The 15,198-nt window shown below is 44.5% G+C and carries 12 protein-coding genes and 1 pseudogene; 5 read left to right on the top strand and 8 right to left on the bottom strand.

Going from position 1 to position 15,198, the window contains the following annotated elements; translation table 11 throughout:
- Positions 1–47: 47 nt before the first annotated feature.
- Complete coding sequence (locus tag AC0L6N_RS17275; protein WP_473476308.1) at positions 48–740, bottom strand: pirin family protein; 693 nt, start codon at positions 738–740, stop codon at positions 48–50.
- A gap of 157 nt (positions 741–897) precedes the next feature.
- Between AC0L6N_RS17275 and AC0L6N_RS17270 the strand changes: the two genes are divergently transcribed.
- Positions 898–1,782 (top strand): LysR substrate-binding domain-containing protein, encoded by an 885-nt coding sequence (locus tag AC0L6N_RS17270; protein WP_473476306.1) that lies wholly within the window; start codon positions 898–900, stop codon positions 1,780–1,782.
- Positions 1,783–1,934: 152 nt separating this feature from the next.
- On the opposite strand, the gene AC0L6N_RS17265 is transcribed toward AC0L6N_RS17270, so the two are convergent.
- A complete protein-coding gene (locus AC0L6N_RS17265; RefSeq protein ID WP_473476304.1) occupies positions 1,935–3,851 on the bottom strand; it encodes a beta-ketoacyl synthase in 1,917 nt (638 codons plus the stop codon).
- Between the two features lie 143 nt (positions 3,852–3,994).
- Here AC0L6N_RS17265 and AC0L6N_RS17260 point away from each other — a divergent pair, with 143 nt between their 5' ends.
- A complete protein-coding gene (locus AC0L6N_RS17260) occupies positions 3,995–4,984 on the top strand; it encodes a GlxA family transcriptional regulator (protein WP_473476302.1) in 990 nt (329 codons plus the stop codon).
- 243 nt (positions 4,985–5,227) lie between these two features.
- Complete coding sequence (locus tag AC0L6N_RS17255; protein ID WP_473476301.1) at positions 5,228–6,502, top strand: M24 family metallopeptidase; 1,275 nt, start codon at positions 5,228–5,230, stop codon at positions 6,500–6,502.
- A 151-nt stretch (positions 6,503–6,653) separates the two neighbouring features.
- Here the strand turns inward: AC0L6N_RS17255 and AC0L6N_RS17250 are convergent, their stop codons facing one another.
- From AC0L6N_RS17250 to AC0L6N_RS17235, 4 genes are read right to left on the bottom strand one after another with little or no spacing between them, the layout of a single operon-like run.
- Positions 6,654–8,777: a TonB-dependent siderophore receptor gene (locus AC0L6N_RS17250; RefSeq protein WP_473476300.1), complete on the bottom strand. Its 2,124-nt coding sequence runs from the start codon at positions 8,775–8,777 to the stop codon at positions 6,654–6,656.
- 27 nt (positions 8,778–8,804) lie between these two features.
- Complete coding sequence (locus AC0L6N_RS17245; protein ID WP_473476299.1) at positions 8,805–10,115, bottom strand: DUF3526 domain-containing protein; 1,311 nt, start codon at positions 10,113–10,115, stop codon at positions 8,805–8,807.
- The gene (locus tag AC0L6N_RS17240; RefSeq protein WP_473481368.1) at positions 10,112–11,554 is read right to left on the bottom strand and encodes an ABC transporter permease; all 1,443 of its coding nucleotides are present in this window, start codon (positions 11,552–11,554) and stop codon (positions 10,112–10,114) included. Before AC0L6N_RS17240 ends, AC0L6N_RS17245 begins: the two co-directional genes overlap by 4 nt.
- 17 nt (positions 11,555–11,571) lie before the next feature.
- Positions 11,572–12,309, bottom strand: coding sequence for an ABC transporter ATP-binding protein (locus tag AC0L6N_RS17235; RefSeq protein WP_473476297.1), 738 nt, complete (start codon positions 12,307–12,309; stop codon positions 11,572–11,574).
- Positions 12,310–12,776: 467 nt separating this feature from the next.
- Between AC0L6N_RS17235 and AC0L6N_RS17230 the strand changes: the two genes are divergently transcribed.
- Complete coding sequence (locus AC0L6N_RS17230) at positions 12,777–13,634, top strand: phytanoyl-CoA dioxygenase family protein (protein ID WP_473476296.1); 858 nt, start codon at positions 12,777–12,779, stop codon at positions 13,632–13,634.
- On the top strand, positions 13,634–14,221 hold the full coding sequence (locus AC0L6N_RS17225) for a TetR/AcrR family transcriptional regulator (protein WP_473476293.1): 588 nt from the start codon (positions 13,634–13,636) through the stop codon (positions 14,219–14,221). Before AC0L6N_RS17230 ends, AC0L6N_RS17225 begins: the two co-directional genes overlap by 1 nt.
- A gap of 334 nt (positions 14,222–14,555) precedes the next feature.
- On the opposite strand, the gene AC0L6N_RS17220 is transcribed toward AC0L6N_RS17225, so the two are convergent.
- Positions 14,556–14,849, bottom strand: a complete 294-nt coding sequence (locus tag AC0L6N_RS17220; RefSeq protein WP_473476291.1) for a HigA family addiction module antitoxin — start codon at positions 14,847–14,849, stop codon at positions 14,556–14,558.
- Positions 14,849–15,126 (bottom strand): annotated as a pseudogene (locus AC0L6N_RS17215) (type II toxin-antitoxin system RelE/ParE family toxin). The gene AC0L6N_RS17220 and the pseudogene AC0L6N_RS17215 overlap by 1 nt, the downstream one beginning before the upstream one ends.
- Positions 15,127–15,198: the final 72 nt, after the last annotated feature.

Raw genomic sequence — 15,198 nt, 5'->3', positions numbered from 1 at the left:
AATTGAAGGCGAACCTTCGACCATTTTTACAGCGGGTGTATTCTTCGCTAGATTGAGCGCTGTTCATTAGCTGTATTCAAATAAATAAGTGATAAATGAACGTCATCACTCAGCGCGGTAAAATCTAAGTCTTCATCACGGACTAAATAACCATCTTTTACTTCAACACCATTTAGGATCCCTTCACCACCAGTGATATAAGCGATGAACTCGCCCTCTTGAGTCACATTCTTATTTTTACTGAGCAAACCAACTTCAATAATCGTGGGGCTATCAAGTGTGACGTTTTGCGATTTATTGCCACCATAAACACGTACCATTTCATCTTTTTTAAGATCATAAAATTTGTAACTTGCCGGTTCACCTGCTGTTTCGGGTAAAGCCCAAATTTGCAGCATTCTGTTTTCATCAAGGTCTGGATTAATTTCATTGTGAACAAAACCTTCTCCACCAGCACGCTGTGCCTGTACTTGATTGGCCTGCATAGACTTGCCGTTTTCCATTGAGCCCTGATGCTCTATTCTGCCTTCCAACATGACCGTAATAACATCAAGTTCTCTATGGGGATGCATGCGCGTTTCGCCTTGAGGTAAAAAGCGCGCATCAGCCAAATAAATAAAATTACCAAGTCCATTCCATGTATCGTTTTTGCCGCCAATTTTGTTATCAACAATTAAACGGGTTTCTCTTAATCCCGCGAATCCACCTCTGTGTAGTGAATCTTTACGTAATATTTGCATTCTGATGTCCTCTCTCGTTGTGAAGGGGTAAAAATTATTAATTGTTTTGTTTTTTCGAACTGTGCAGCTATCATATTTCTTTTATTTTCGATTAAAAACCAAGTAATACTGACAAATATGTTCGAAAAAACTGAACATTAATGCTAGTGAGGTACGAGTGAAATTATCTTTGGAAGCTTGTGAAGTTTTAGATGCGATAGACAGAAAAGGTAGCTTTGCCGCTGCGGCAGCTGCTTTGTATCGCGTACCATCCACCATTACTTATACGGTACAAAAATTAGAAGAAGATTTAGGGCTCATCATTTATCGCCGAGAAGGCCGAAGATCTATTTTAACGCCTGCTGGTAAAGTATTACTTGAACAAGGGCGAGAATTGCTTAAAGCCGCGCAAAGTATCGTAGAAACAGCGAAGCAAGTGGACAGCGGCTGGGAGTCGCATATCAATATAGCACTGGATACCATTTATGATATTGATGCGTTATATGAAGTGGTTGAGGAGTTTTATGAGCTTAAAACGGGCGTCGAAGTCAACATCACTGAAGAAGTGTTAGCCGGAAGTTGGGAAGCCATTGTTGAACGTAGAGCAGACTTAGTTATCGGTGCCCCACACCCAGAAATAAATACGCAAGGGATTAAATTTGAACAAATCGACGTAGCGAATTGGCAATTTGTCGTAGGGAAGAATCATCCTTTGCGAGAATACGCTCTCCCTTTATCAGAAGAAGATACAAAACCATTTCATTCAATTATTATTCGGGATTCTTCGAAAAAATCTCCTGCTATGACGCATAGAATATTTGAGAAACAAAGCGTTCTGCGCGTTGCCTCGATGGAGCAAAAAATAGCGGCTCAAGTTAGAGGGCTAGGTATTGGTTTTTTGCCAACACATCGCATTATGAATCAACTTAGAACGGGTGAGTTAGTAGCCCTACCCATTTCTAAAGATGCAGCGTTAACGCCGCTATTCATTGGTTGGAGAATCAATAACAAAGGTAGAGCTATCAGGTGGTTTATCGATAAATTTCGTGAGCGTAATCAATAACACAAGACAGGCTGCATCATTTTTATCATGAGTGTCTCTTGATCATCGATTCAGCGTTCCGGTAGTTGTCTCTCTTAACTAAGTTACTTTCATAAAAAATCCGGCTAAATTAGCCGGATTTTTTCTGTGCTTGCTATAACTTTCTATTTTGTCTAAATCATATCTTCAAAAGGGTTTTTCATTCTTAAGTCGATAGGGTTAGCAAATCCAGCAATCCGAATTTCTTGCTCGGTCATTTGAATGTCATCCTCTTTGATAAGATCCTGACCAAAATGATAAATAGTGTCAAAGTTGCCTTGGTTGGCAGATAGGTCATAAGCCATGGCTTTTTCACGTACTTGTTCACGGCGAGACTCATAAGCGGCGATATCTTCACTGCTGTATCGCTTAGCGAGCATGCTATCAACAACGTGAGGCGATAATAACGTCGCAGTGGCATTGTTACCGCCAAATCCTTTGGAGTTCAAAAAGGCGACGTCGATATTTCCTGCACCTTTATCGATATCTGTTATTGAGATATTTAAGCGCTCATCAAACACGTCATCAGCCACTTTATCAATGGTTTTAATACCCGGGATAAATCCATGTTTAAACACCCCAAGACTCACCACTAACTGTTCGGCACTTGCGGGTGACAACGGATGGCCTAAATAGGCTTTTGCCGCAGTCACTGGCCAGTTTTGAATATCAAAAATCTTAGCGACATCATGAAAAATACGTGATTCTGTGGTGCGATTAGCTGGCGTACTTGAACCGTGAGCTTGTATAAACGAGCGCTCACGAACAGACTCATCACCCACAATCGCACGGGCCGCAGCGACAGCCTTAGCCATGGTGATATAGTTACCTGGACCGGGTGCTGATATGGATTTTTTATAACCGTCAGCGTTAATAAATACATCGCTTACTGCGCCATGAATATCCGCCCCTAGCTCTAACGCCAATGCATCGTCCATCAACACCACGTATTGGGTTGATTCTGCTATGGTGAAACCACAATTTTCGCCAAAAGGACGACTAGCGCGGCGATGGTCAACGGTATCAGATTGATCTAAACGTTTTAAATTGTCTTCGCTGGCAAGTGCGCCCATGGTGGCATAACCATCAATGACCTCTGGCAATATAGGGGCTTCGGCATTCCCAACGACGGCCACCCGGCGCTTACCACTTTTTATATCTTCAATGGCCGCACTGAGGTTATAAAGGAAACTGGCACAGGCCCCAACAATTGCACTCGTATGACCTACATTCCCTAATACATAAGCATTCACAAAGTCAGCAGGCATAGTGTTTAAACCTAATGGGCACTGCTTAGTACTGACCCGGCCGCCTTTCAAGCGAGATTGCAGCATGCCACCAAAACCATTTTCATCCAGTTGTGACATAGCATTACTGGCGTATACACCTATTTCGTCTGGTTTGACCGCATCGGCGATTGTTTTCCATTCCATGCCTAATGATCGAATGGCATCTGATGCACCCATAATTGCCATTTGTAAGGCGCGAGGATGAAAGCGGGCATTGTAGTGATCTTCGGGGTTAAATCCGCTGGGTAATTGCCCTGCAACTTTTACTGGGCATTCACGATAAGTGTCTACTTTGAAATCGACTTCGCCGATTATGTTAACCTTCACTCGGTCTTTATCAATATCAGTTAACTGCCAATTTGATGGTATTGGCTCAGGTAATTGTTTACGCGTTAGTTCAAAACAGATACCGGCTTTGTCTGCTGAGTGCATAGTGACGTTTTTTTGCCAATGCACGGCATTAACATCGAAATGGCTTTTTTCGATGGTACGAATCAGCGTCGAATTTAAAATTTGCTCTGAGAAACGCTCAACGATTTCTTCTGGTGTTAAAGTTTGTTGATTATTCTCACGCGCGTTATCAAAAAAGCGCCCGTTTTCAAAACGCACCAACTTCATCATTGTGGCCAAACCAAGCAGGGTTTCTTCTTGTTCACTCGCAGGCAAGCTTTCTATCACCATTCTTTTATAAGCATGATGAAACGAACTGCGACCAGCGGCATTAAAACCACCAAATCCAACGATGACCGGTAATGAAGACATATTTAAGCTACCAATTGTTTGAGTGCCAGCAGTTTACTGCCTAGGTTTAGCTTCTGGCAGGGTCATATTAGCCATAAATCGTGGTGTTTAGGCCACTTGTTCGCTATCTTTGCCAATATCCACAAAATTGAATAAGCCTACTTATGCATAAAATTACCTTTTTACTTTGCGATAATATGCTGGCCACTAGCGCTACTTTGCCTTTTGAAATGTTGCGTGCCGCCGAAAGTGCTGCTCGGGCAAAGGAAGGTAGCCAAGTTGAACCCGTGCTCATTCAAACAACGTCGATAGACAAATTGCCGATTAAAACCAGTATTGGTTTTTCATTGTTACCCGATACCGAACTGGCAGATGTGGGTGACAGCGATATTATTTATTTACCTGCTTTGTGGCGAAACCCCCGGCCAATTGTAAAAAAACATCCCGAAATTTTAGCCTGGTTACGCAAGGCTTATGAAAATGGTGCGATGCTCTCTGCGGTAGGCACAGGCTGTTGCTTCTTGGCTGAAGCAGGATTGCTAAATGACAAACCAGCTACCACTCACTGGCATTATTTTGATCAGTTTCAACGAGACTACCCAAGGGTCAAATTAAAGCGTCAATACTTTATTACCCAAGCTAGCAATCTGTATTGTTCGGCTAGCGTGAATGCAATGGCCGATCTTACCGTGCATTTTGTAAAACGACTCTATGGCGAAGTAATAGCCAGTGTGGTTGAGCGAAATTTTTCCCATGAAATTCGCCGTCCATACGAGAAAACCAGTTATTTTGAAGGCAGCACAAAACAGCACCCTGATGAGGAAATAGTACAAGCGCAAATTTGGCTGCAAGACAATTACAACCGACAGATTAGCCTGAGCGAGGTAGCAGGGCGCTTTGAAATGAGCGTACGCACATTTAATCGCCGTTTTAAAAATGCCACTGGCCAAACACCGCTGCAGTATTTACAAAAAATCCGGATTGAAATCGCCAAAGATTTACTACAAACAAGTAATTTAAACGTAAGCGAAGTAGCAGATAAAATTGGCTATCAAGATGTGGGCTATTTTACCTCTTTATTTGTGAAGCTACTGGCCACCTCACCAAGAGAATACCGAGCAACCGTTCGCGCTAAGTTATTTACTGCTGATTGAAACAGCTTTGTTGTTAACGCTGTGTGCTTTTGTCAGTAAGGCGTAAAAATACCGTTGAGAAAAAGAAGATAAGCGAACATGGTGAACTCGCTAACCTCACAATTTGAGACAAAACAATAAGTAAGCTATCACTGCTCATTTTAAACAATGTCAGTGCTATCATCGCCTGCATGACACATTCATTAAGTATTTAATAGGTCGCTCGACTATGCTTTTTGTCAGCGCCTAGCAATAGGAGAAAAAATGGGGACTTTTGAAACCAGCACTGAAGCCAGTACTGAAACCAGCACCGCAGCGGGCATCGCCACGCAAACATCCGAGCAGGCATTAGCTACATTAAGTGATATGACTCAACACCTTGTGCCTATTCAGTCTGAGGAATACTTACAGCGCATCGCTAAAGCCCAAGCGTATATGCGAGCCCATAATATTGACGCGATTTATCTGAATGCAGGTACAAATCTAACGTATTTTACCGGCATGAAATGGTATGCCAGTGAGCGCATGGTCGGGGCCATTTTGCCAGCAAACGGCGCTGTGCAATATATCGCGCCGCACTTTGAAATTGGCAGTCTAAATGGTTTTAAAGTCATAGACGGCCCCATTCATGGTTGGCAAGAGCACGAGAACCCTTATCGCTTATTTGTTGATGTATTAGAGCAATTAAACATAGCGACTACCGCAACTGTTGGCATAGATGAAAGCGCGCAGTTTTTTATATTCGACGGCATCAATAAAGCCCAAACGGGCTTAACCCTCATTAATGCCCAAGAGGTGACTGCCCACTGTAGAATGCACAAGTCTGATAATGAGTTGGCGTTGATGCAAGGGGCCATGAATATGACACTGGCTGTGCATCAAGCAACCGCAAGTATGTTGCGCCCAGGAATAAGCACTACAGAGGTGGAAGCCTTCATTGAAAAAGCACACCAAAAGGTCGGTGCGCCGGGCAATTATTTTTGTATCGTGTTGTTTGGCGTTGCAACGTCATTCCCACATGGTGTTAAGGATCCGCAAATTCTCAAGGCAGGGGATGTCGTGTTAATCGATACCGGGTGCAAAGTGCACGACTATATATCCGACATTACCCGAACGTATGTATTTGGTGAACCAACGCGTCGCCAGCGACAGTACTGGAACGATGAAAAAGCCGCACAACTTGCTGCCTTTAATGCCGCCCAAATCGGTGCGCCATGTGAAGAGGTCGATGCCGCGGCGCGTCACTATTTAGCCTCACAAGGTTTAGGCCCAGAGTACCAAACACCAGGTTGCCCACATCGCACCGGCCATGGCATTGGTTTAGATATACACGAGTGGCCTTACTTAGTTGGCGGCAATAAAACGCCTTTGGCCAGAGGTATGTGTTTTAGCAATGAGCCAATGCTAGTGATACCCGATGAATTTGGCATTCGCTTAGAAGATCATTTTTACATGACAGACGATGGCCCACGCTGGTTTACCGAGCCAAGCGAGAGTATAGATAACCCGTTTGGGCTGAGAGAAACGGCGGCGAAATAACTCCAGCGTGTTCTATCAAGCAACAAAAAGCCCGCAGACCTTTGGATCTGCGGGCTTTTTTTTAGGCATTCAGAATAGTTCGAACTGGCAGCGCGACGGGTAAACTTACTTCGATTTACCCGAGGTGAATGACCAATTAACTATCACAATACTAGAAGTGGTATGAGGCAGACACTCTAAAACTACGGGGAGTACCCGGTTGTACCCAAGCGTCTGCAAATGAGTTGGTGTAATAATCTTTATCAAATAAATTATCAACTTCAGCGCGTAACGAAATCGACTTTGTTATGTCATAAGCGACGAACGCTCTGGCAGTGGTATAGCTAGGTAGGGTGAAATCGGTACCAAAGTAACCATTTCTTTTGTCTACGTACACTAAGCCACCACCGACTTCGAGGTCTTTACCATCTAGTTCAAGCAATTGAACCAGTTGCAGACTGAGTTGCTGCTCAGGCACATTGAGTAAGTCTGTTCCGGCTTCAATGGTGTAACCAAAATTGCCATCAAAGAAAGCGTTTTTGGTTTTCGCGTCCACATAAGCATAAGAGGCCCAAAGGGTTAACCCGTCAGCTATTTCACCGTTGATGTCTATTTCTATGCCTTGACTTTCGGCTTCGCCAATCGCTGCGTAAGTAAAACTAGTCGGGTCGTCAACCACGAGCAGATTGTCTTGTTCGACTTTGAATATGGAGACCGTTCCAAACAACGCACCATCATTTAGCGTGAACTTAATACCCGCCTCGGCAGAGGTCGACTGGTTTGGCTCAAAGCCGTCACCATTGCTGTCGGTGCCAGATAATGGGCGGAAGTTTTCGCCATAAGCGGCGTACAATGAAAGCGTAACTGATGCTTCATACACTATCCCAAATTGAGGGCTAACCCGTGATTCTGTTTGTTTTGACTGACTTTCAGATAAGCGGTTATTCATTGTTTGTTGATAGTCGTCAAACCGTGCGCCGATACGCACATCAAGCTTGTCGGTTATGCTGATTTGATCTTGTATAAACACACCAAGGGATTCTTGTGTTTCAACGCGATCAATTTGAGTAGAAAAGTCATCTGCTAACGCATTTGCAGCAGTATAAACCGGGGCAAATACGTTGATGTATTGCTCTGTGGTACGGTCACGTAGAGCAAATTGGTCATTCTCAAACTTGTCTGAATCAACACCCACGATTAAACGGTGCTCTACACCTGCTATTTCTAAATTACCGGTTAGCTCAGCGCGAAAGACTTGGTATTTGGCATCATAGTCACGGTAACGGCGAAAACGATTTACTTCATCGTCAACAACGCCAGAAAAACCTGTTTCCGTCGCGAAGCCCTCTAATGAGGTATCACGGTAGTTAGCGCCGAGTAATACACTCCAGTTATCGTCGAAGTCGTGTTGAAACTCTACCTGATGCCCCAGCGTATCAGTTTCAATCGGGCCGTCGGCGGGCTCACCGAGAAAGCGGCTTTGTGGAATGACCCCAAGCTTGTTGTCTATCGCTAACACACCTCGGTCAAAAGGTACTTCTTGATGAGCGTATTCTAATTCGTAAACAAGCGTGCTTTGCTCGCTAATTTCCCACGCAATTGATGGGCTAAAGCCTTCTTTCTTGCTTTTTATCGTGTCACGAAAGCTGCCAGCATCTTCATAGAAGCCGACAAAACGCACCGCTACTTCGTCTGCTAATGGGGTGGTGTAATCTATATCTGCTCGGTATGTATCGTAGCTTCCTGCCGATACCTTTATTTCTCCTGCAGTATCAAAAGTTGGGCGCTTAGTAACAAGGTTAACCGTGCCCCCTGGCTCTCCGCGACCAAATAGTGCGGCACGTGGGCCTTTTAACACTTCAACTGATTCGATACCTGATAAATCGCGAGAGCCGCCAAAGCCTCTGCCTGCATTAAAGCCATTTACCAAATAGTTACTGGGTAGGTTTTCATCACCCACAAATCCCCGCAACGCAAAGCTGTTCCACAGTCCTCCAAAATTATTTTGACGGGCAACAGAGGCCGACAAATCTAATGCTTGGTTTAAATCAATTGCCCCTGCATTTGTTAATGCCTCAGAATTTATTTTCAGTTCTGATTGCGGGGTTTCTAAAGGACTAAAGTTGCCTTGATACGCTTGTCGTGACCCAACAATACTTAAGGTTTCGATAGCATTATCTTGGTCGATGTTTTGTGGCGCAACTTGTTCATCTGCTACAACGCTGTGATGAATAAACAGGCTAGCTAAGCAAGCACTGATATGAGTGAGCTTTAGCCCGTGTGTTACAGGGTTCATGGTAAAACCTTCTTTATAGTTTGAGTGTTATTTATTGGTTGATTGAACGCTATCTGTATTGCGATCGTCTTGTTGTTCAGTAATGAATTTTTCAAAACTTGGCATGTTAATGAGTTCCCTTTTGTCAAACTCGCCTTGAGTAAACAGGAACGGGTAGTGAAACAAACGAAGCTCTTGGTGAAAGTCCCGTACGTGTTGCTCGTATTTAAACGCGGCAACGGCGTCGGTTTCAGCAAGGCGAGTTAACAGGCGTTGCAATAACAAAGGCGGCGAAAGTAAAGATGCATACCCTGCTAATTCATATTTTTTCTTTGCCGCAGCGCGATACTCTTGCGACATTGGAGCTGCGATCTGGTCACCGACTTGTTGAAAGGCGTAATACCATTTCCATTCAAACATGCTTTGCATGGCGACATGGTCTTTCCATTCAGGATAGGTAGCGGTGAACGCATCCATAGTGACTTCTTTAGGCAGATCCCACGCATCATTAACGGCTTCTCGCTGGGTAAACACGATATCGCCACCTTTAGGAGAGTGAACAAGTTTATTAATGCTTAAGTCACCTAAAATTGGAGTAATAAAAGCGAACAATACCCAAATGCCTATTAACCCAGATGCCACTTTTGGGGCGCTGCTTGCGTTCCTGCCCCAGTAAACGCTTAATAACGCCCAAAACACTAAGTAGATAAAGCAGTAGAACGAAACTAACCCTATTGCAGCCAGTGACGTGCCACTGACCCAAGCGCCGACATAAAACGGCAGCATTAAGCACAAGAAAATAGCTATGAAACGTATCGCGCCCCGCGCTCCCCACAACGCCCACGGGGATTTTGCCGTGGTGACGAGTAGGTCGTGCCTACCGCTACTGCGTTCATTGGCGAATAAGTCATGGAACAACAGGATAATAATCAGCGGCGAAAGCGCACTGATCACAAACAGAAAATCAATTTTACCCGCTTGGGTCAGCTCCGCATTTTGGGTATCGCTTTCGTATATTTGCCCTTCGATGGCGAGCATTTTAATACGGTGCTTCCAAGGGTAAATATCGCGCTCCCCCAAGGCCGCAAAGGCTAAATTCGAAGGGGCTGAATAAGTAAGATGGAAGGTGTAATAGGCTAACATCCCAATTTCATCATGCTTATGCTGTGCGTCTGTACGGTCAGCCGCATCGGCTGCTGTTAAGCGCTCAATGGTTTGCTGCTGTTGCTCAATCTCATTTAAGCCACTTTGGACTGAAAACCCAGAGATCAAGATAGCGCAGCCCAGTAGCACCAGTAAGTACTTCTGGCGCAGCATAAATCGCCATTCACGGCTAAGTTGTTTAAACATATAACTCATACTAAGCGTTTCCCTACCCAACGAATGACTATAATGAGCGCTGCTACCCAGGCCAGCAGTTGTAAAAATGCAGGTGCACTGCGTTGTAATCGAAGGCTAGGCTTATCAACAGCGAACGAGAAATCGTCTAACACTTGCCAGTTTGTTGCTGCAACTCGAGCTTTGTCTGACGCATCAAGGTCTTTGTTGCGATTCATGTCATCTTGGTACGTTAGTCGCTCTGCATGCACTTTATTTAAGCTTTGAACAAAGTTAAATCTGAGGTCCTCAGCTTCACGTAAAAACTTATGATGGGTTTCTATGCTTGTACCGGCTGTAAGCATTGATAGTGAGCGAATGGCAACCATAGGTGATAACCAACCGAAATATCTAGATACCTGGGTTTGGTTTACCTCAGTTTGCATGCGTTGCTCGGCAAACTCGTTTAACACCTCTGTTAATTTTGCTTCTGATGTCATGGCGATGACACCTCTATAATTAACTGGCAGTTGCTCAATTGAGTCCACATTGTATTTTTCTAGCAAAGAGGCCTTTATTTGCGCAAATGCAGGGTCGTTGGCGTTGTGACCATCACCTAATTTTCGCAGCTCGGCGATAACAGCAAAATCTGTTTCTAGTTTTCCTGCCGCAGGCACTGTTGTGATTGCCGTTGAGCTAGCAACTCGCGGCATAACCACACACAGTAAAATCCAAGTGAGCGCTAAAGCGGTGAAGCTTTCACTGTTTTTTGAAAGCGCGCTAGAAAATAGCAAAACCAACAAGGCCCATACTGTTAGATAAAGGGCATAACCCAGAATGAAGCCTAAAATAGCGGTGATGCTTTCCCCTTCATGCAGGCTAAAAAGCGCTGAAATGGTTAGCGGCACTAAAATAAGGCCAATGACCGACATTAACGCCAAGCCCTTGCCAGCAATGAGGGTAAACCCTGATGTGCCTTGTGATAACAGATAGGTAAGTGTGTGTGACTCGCGCTCACGACTGACCGAACTATACCCAATAAGAATGAGGAGTAGTGGGGCTAAGGTTTGTACGATAAATGCAGGTGTCAGACTACCCAGCTGAGTTAATGCTGTACCTTGTTTTTGGTCAGCGAACATGGCGCTGTTTTGTCGGTGTCCTTCCAGAAAGATAGAATTTCCAGTGTAGGCATCAACCCCAGGGTCTAACACACTCAGTGGCGATGGAGCTCTAAAAGCATAGTGCCCATAATGCACCATTCTGTGAGGGTGTCTGTCGGGTTGGTCAACAAAAGTTTGATCTGCATCGTTTTGTAATTCATGGCGCGTATGGGTCAACTCCATGGTATTAATGGCGGTAACGATCACAGAAGATAATGTGAGCAATAAGCCGATGGCCAACACGGATATGGCCAATTTAGAGCGCAACCAATATCGCCACTCGTCTTTGGCGACAATCATCATTTTTGCAAGAGGTGCCATTGAAGATGAATGGCCGCTCACGCTGCGCCTCGTTGGGCAAACGCCGCGTGTACTTGTTCGGTTTCAATCTGCCCGCCTTGCGGGGCCGAAAACTCCCCAACAAGTTCACCATCGCGCAATAGGCCGATGCGATCTGCAACTTGGCAAGCACCGTAAACGTCGTGAGTCACCATTAATATGGTGGCGCCGCCAGAGGCAAGCTCACGCACCAGTTGGTTAAATTCATCGATAGCCACAGGGTCGAGGCCCGAAGTGGGTTCATCTAATAAAAAAATGGGGGCTTCGCGCAGCAAGGCCAGCGCGATGGCCGTTTTTTGTCGCATGCCTTTTGAGTAGGTTTGCATGTGACGATCCCGCGCGTTCGTTTGTAAAGCAACGCGATCAAACGCTTGCTCAATCTCTGCATCTGTTTTTTCAATATCTGCTAATGATAAGAAATAATTGACGTTTTCTCTTGCGGTGAGGTGAGTGTATAAGGTCGCAGATTCTGGTAAGTAAGCGGTTTTTTCGCGTACATGGTTCAGGGCTTTCACCACCTCTTTACCATCTACTTTTACCGAGCCACTGCTTGGGGCGTTAAACCCTAAAAGCGTCTTCAGTGTGGTTGATTTACCCGCCCCATTGCCACCAAGCAAAGCGTATATTTCACCCGCTTTAACCTGGAAGTTTAAATTTTTCAAAATAGGGTTATTTTTTATGTTGACGCAAAGCGAACTTGCTTCAATGACAGCCTTAGCCTGGTCTATTTCTATCACACAGAATCCGTATCGTTATAATATAACATAATAAAGATGGCTATGTTATATTATAACGATAAGCATTTGCAACTGACAAATGAGGGCAAGTGAACAATTCTAGCTCATTAATTGGAAACCCCTTAGGTTTGTGCAAAGTGGTCTCGCATCACAATCCAACGAACTGATGGCATGACAAAATTTCACAAACCATTAAATTTGTGGACTTTTTGAAAGCCTCATTTCTTGAAGCTAAAAACCTTTAAATGAGTAGCTCAATGTTTTTGTATTTCTTGAAGCGCATGTAGTCGGTTTATTCAAAAAAGGTTTAAAGACGGAATTTGAATCAGCTTCAGCTATTTTACACTGATCCGTTTCACCCCCCATAAATTCTCACCCATCTTTTTATGTTCAAAATTTGACCAGTAAATCAATTGTGTTTAAATTTGAGTTGAACTCAACTCAGTAGAATGGATTCAAGGGGACTTATGTCAACGCTTAAAACAAAGAATATCGATAACGCATATGCTGCAGGGGACAATGCTGGTAAATATCGACAGACCCAGAGTGAGAAGGTCAAGTTGATACCGGAACATGTGACACGAGCTGATCTAAAACAGGTGGAAGAACACGGCTATATTGTCATCGAGAACGTGTTGTCGAGTGACGAAATTACGACGGTTAAAAATGCAATTTTACCTTTGCTAAATGAAACTGGCAGGAATTCATTTGAAGGATACAAAACACAAAGATTGTACGGCGTTCTGAACAAAACCAGAGCACTGGACCGCTTAGTTGACCACCCGCGCATTCTTGCCTTACTCGACAAATTATTTATGCCAAATTATCTTTTGTCCCAATTGCAGGTCATAAATTTGTTGCCGGGCGAATCTGGGCAGCCATTGCACTTTGATGATGGCTTCTACCCTATCCCTCGGCCTAGGGCACCGCTGGGCGCGGCTACCATTTGGGCAATTGATGACTTTACACAGTCCAATGGGGCAACTGTGATCGTGCCAAATAGCCACACATGGGACGACAACCAAAAGCCCACAGCAGAACAAGCGAAATCAGCAGTCATGAAAGCAGGGTCTGTACTCTTTTATCCCGGAACGTTTTGGCATGGTGGTGGTGCAAACCAGTCAAGTGGTAACCGCCTTGCGGTTACTTGCCAATACTGTGAGCCATGGTTGCGCACTCAGGAAAACTACTTTTTGGGCACACCATTAAACGTTGTTGCGGATTTGTCAGAGGACATACGCAGAATGTTAGGGTTTTCCATTCACCCCCCGTTTATTGGAATGGTCAATGGCATGCACCCCAAAAGACTGTTAGAGAATATGTGATGGAAGGCAAAGCAGCGAAAAAGTCCACTAGAATGCGCTTATTAGAAGCGGCTAGGGTTGAAATTGTTATCGGCAATGGGGATTTAGACGTTGCGAATGTAGCCAAACGGGCAGGGGTCTCTGACGGACTGACATACTACCATTTCGGTAACAAAGCTGGGCTTATCAACGCCATCGTAAATGAATTTTACCACGATTTTGACGACAAAGTTGCAGGCGTCCCCTTTGATGGTGACACATGGAAAGAGAGGGAAAAAGCACGGGTTCATGCCATGGTCTCGTTATTTTATGATGATCCCGTTGCAATGATTGCAGCAACGCGGCTACGAACCGACCCTGCGTTTACCAAAGAAGAATGGCAGCGCAATGACAGGCTAGAGCAATTAGGCGCAAGAAACATCGCCGATGCCCAGCGCAAAGGCGAAATCGATGAAACGTTCAACCCATTAATGTTAGCGTCAATGCTGCTCTCTGGTGTGATGTCAGGTGTTAGAATTGCACTCACCACCAAACCCCCTCTGCCAGTTGCTACAGCCCAACAATCGGTATGGGGATTTGTCGAACGAGCCGCGGGCCTCAAGGGATAGATTTATAATATGAGTAAGCGCATGACACTCAATTGAGTATCAGCAAAAAAAGACGTAGTAGCGCTATCAATAGAGTAGATTGCTGGGTTAATAATTAACTGCATTATTTCATGTACAAACAATAAAGCCTCCGAAATGAAAGTCTTCTTTTACATTTAGCTGCTTTTACAAACACCGAGCAAGCGATTGACCCTGCGCAGCTTAAAACTCGCCGCGTTTACGACCCCGCAAACCCCAGCACACCATCACCAAAGGCTTTGTGGTAAGCATTTTTATCATGGGTGTCCATGTAATTTTTTAATGTAATTATTTTCGGAGCCAGACAATGCGATTGTTAAGCGGCATGCAGGTCTATGGGCCGAACGTTATCGAGATTGATGTTTTGCTTAGCTTGCCAAAGCTCATAGTTATCTTGCATGCTAAGCCAACTCTCAGGGCTTCGACCTAGTACCTTAGATAGTCGCAGTGCCATTTCAGGCGATACTGCACTTTTACCTTTTACCACACGATTAAGCGTAGAAGCTGCAACGCCAAGATGGGTAGCAAGTGTTCTGCAACTGATGCCATGTGGCTCCATGTAGATGGATTCAATAAATTCACCAGGATGGGGTGGGTTGTGCATATTCATTAGTGATAATCCTCGTAATTTAAGATGTAAGCATTCCCGTCCTTGAACTCGAACGTCACTCTCCAATTACCGTTAACTGATATAGACCAAATGTTGGCCCTTTCCCCTTTCAGTTGGTGAAGTGAAAAGCTAGGAAGATTAACGTCATCTATGTCTTGTGCGGTATTGGTAGCAGCTATCTGCATACGAAGCTTCTTCGCGTGCTTTGCTTGAATGCCTGATGTTTTCCCTTTCTCGAAAAACAACTACAGCCCTTATGTTTAAATGACTTAATCATCACCCAAGTGTGGCGCATTGCGCAACACGCTTCAACTGCCCCAACCTAATTAGTTAAATGATAAGTGAAGCA

Source organism: Paraglaciecola sp. G1-13, from assembly GCF_055809255.1.
This window is presented reverse-complemented; position numbering and strand designations above follow the sequence as displayed.

Bases quoted from the DNA above. Each gene is read 5' to 3' on its own strand.
- AC0L6N_RS17275 (WP_473476308.1), bottom strand. From the start codon at position 740: ATGCAAATATTACGTAAAGATTCACTACACAGAGGTGGATTCGCGGGA.
- AC0L6N_RS17265 (WP_473476304.1), bottom strand. From the start codon at position 3,851: ATGTCTTCATTACCGGTCATCGTTGGATTTGGTGGTTTTAATGCCGCT.
- AC0L6N_RS17260 (WP_473476302.1), top strand. From the start codon at position 3,995: ATGCATAAAATTACCTTTTTACTTTGCGATAATATGCTGGCCACTAGC.
- AC0L6N_RS17255 (WP_473476301.1), top strand. From the start codon at position 5,228: ATGGGGACTTTTGAAACCAGCACTGAAGCCAGTACTGAAACCAGCACC.
- AC0L6N_RS17250 (WP_473476300.1), bottom strand. From the start codon at position 8,777: ATGAACCCTGTAACACACGGGCTAAAGCTCACTCATATCAGTGCTTGC.
- AC0L6N_RS17245 (WP_473476299.1), bottom strand. From the start codon at position 10,115: ATGAGTTATATGTTTAAACAACTTAGCCGTGAATGGCGATTTATGCTG.
- AC0L6N_RS17240 (WP_473481368.1), bottom strand. From the start codon at position 11,554: ATGGCACCTCTTGCAAAAATGATGATTGTCGCCAAAGACGAGTGGCGA.
- AC0L6N_RS17230 (WP_473476296.1), top strand. From the start codon at position 12,777: ATGTCAACGCTTAAAACAAAGAATATCGATAACGCATATGCTGCAGGG.
- AC0L6N_RS17225 (WP_473476293.1), top strand. From the start codon at position 13,634: ATGGAAGGCAAAGCAGCGAAAAAGTCCACTAGAATGCGCTTATTAGAA.
- AC0L6N_RS17220 (WP_473476291.1), bottom strand. From the start codon at position 14,849: ATGAATATGCACAACCCACCCCATCCTGGTGAATTTATTGAATCCATC.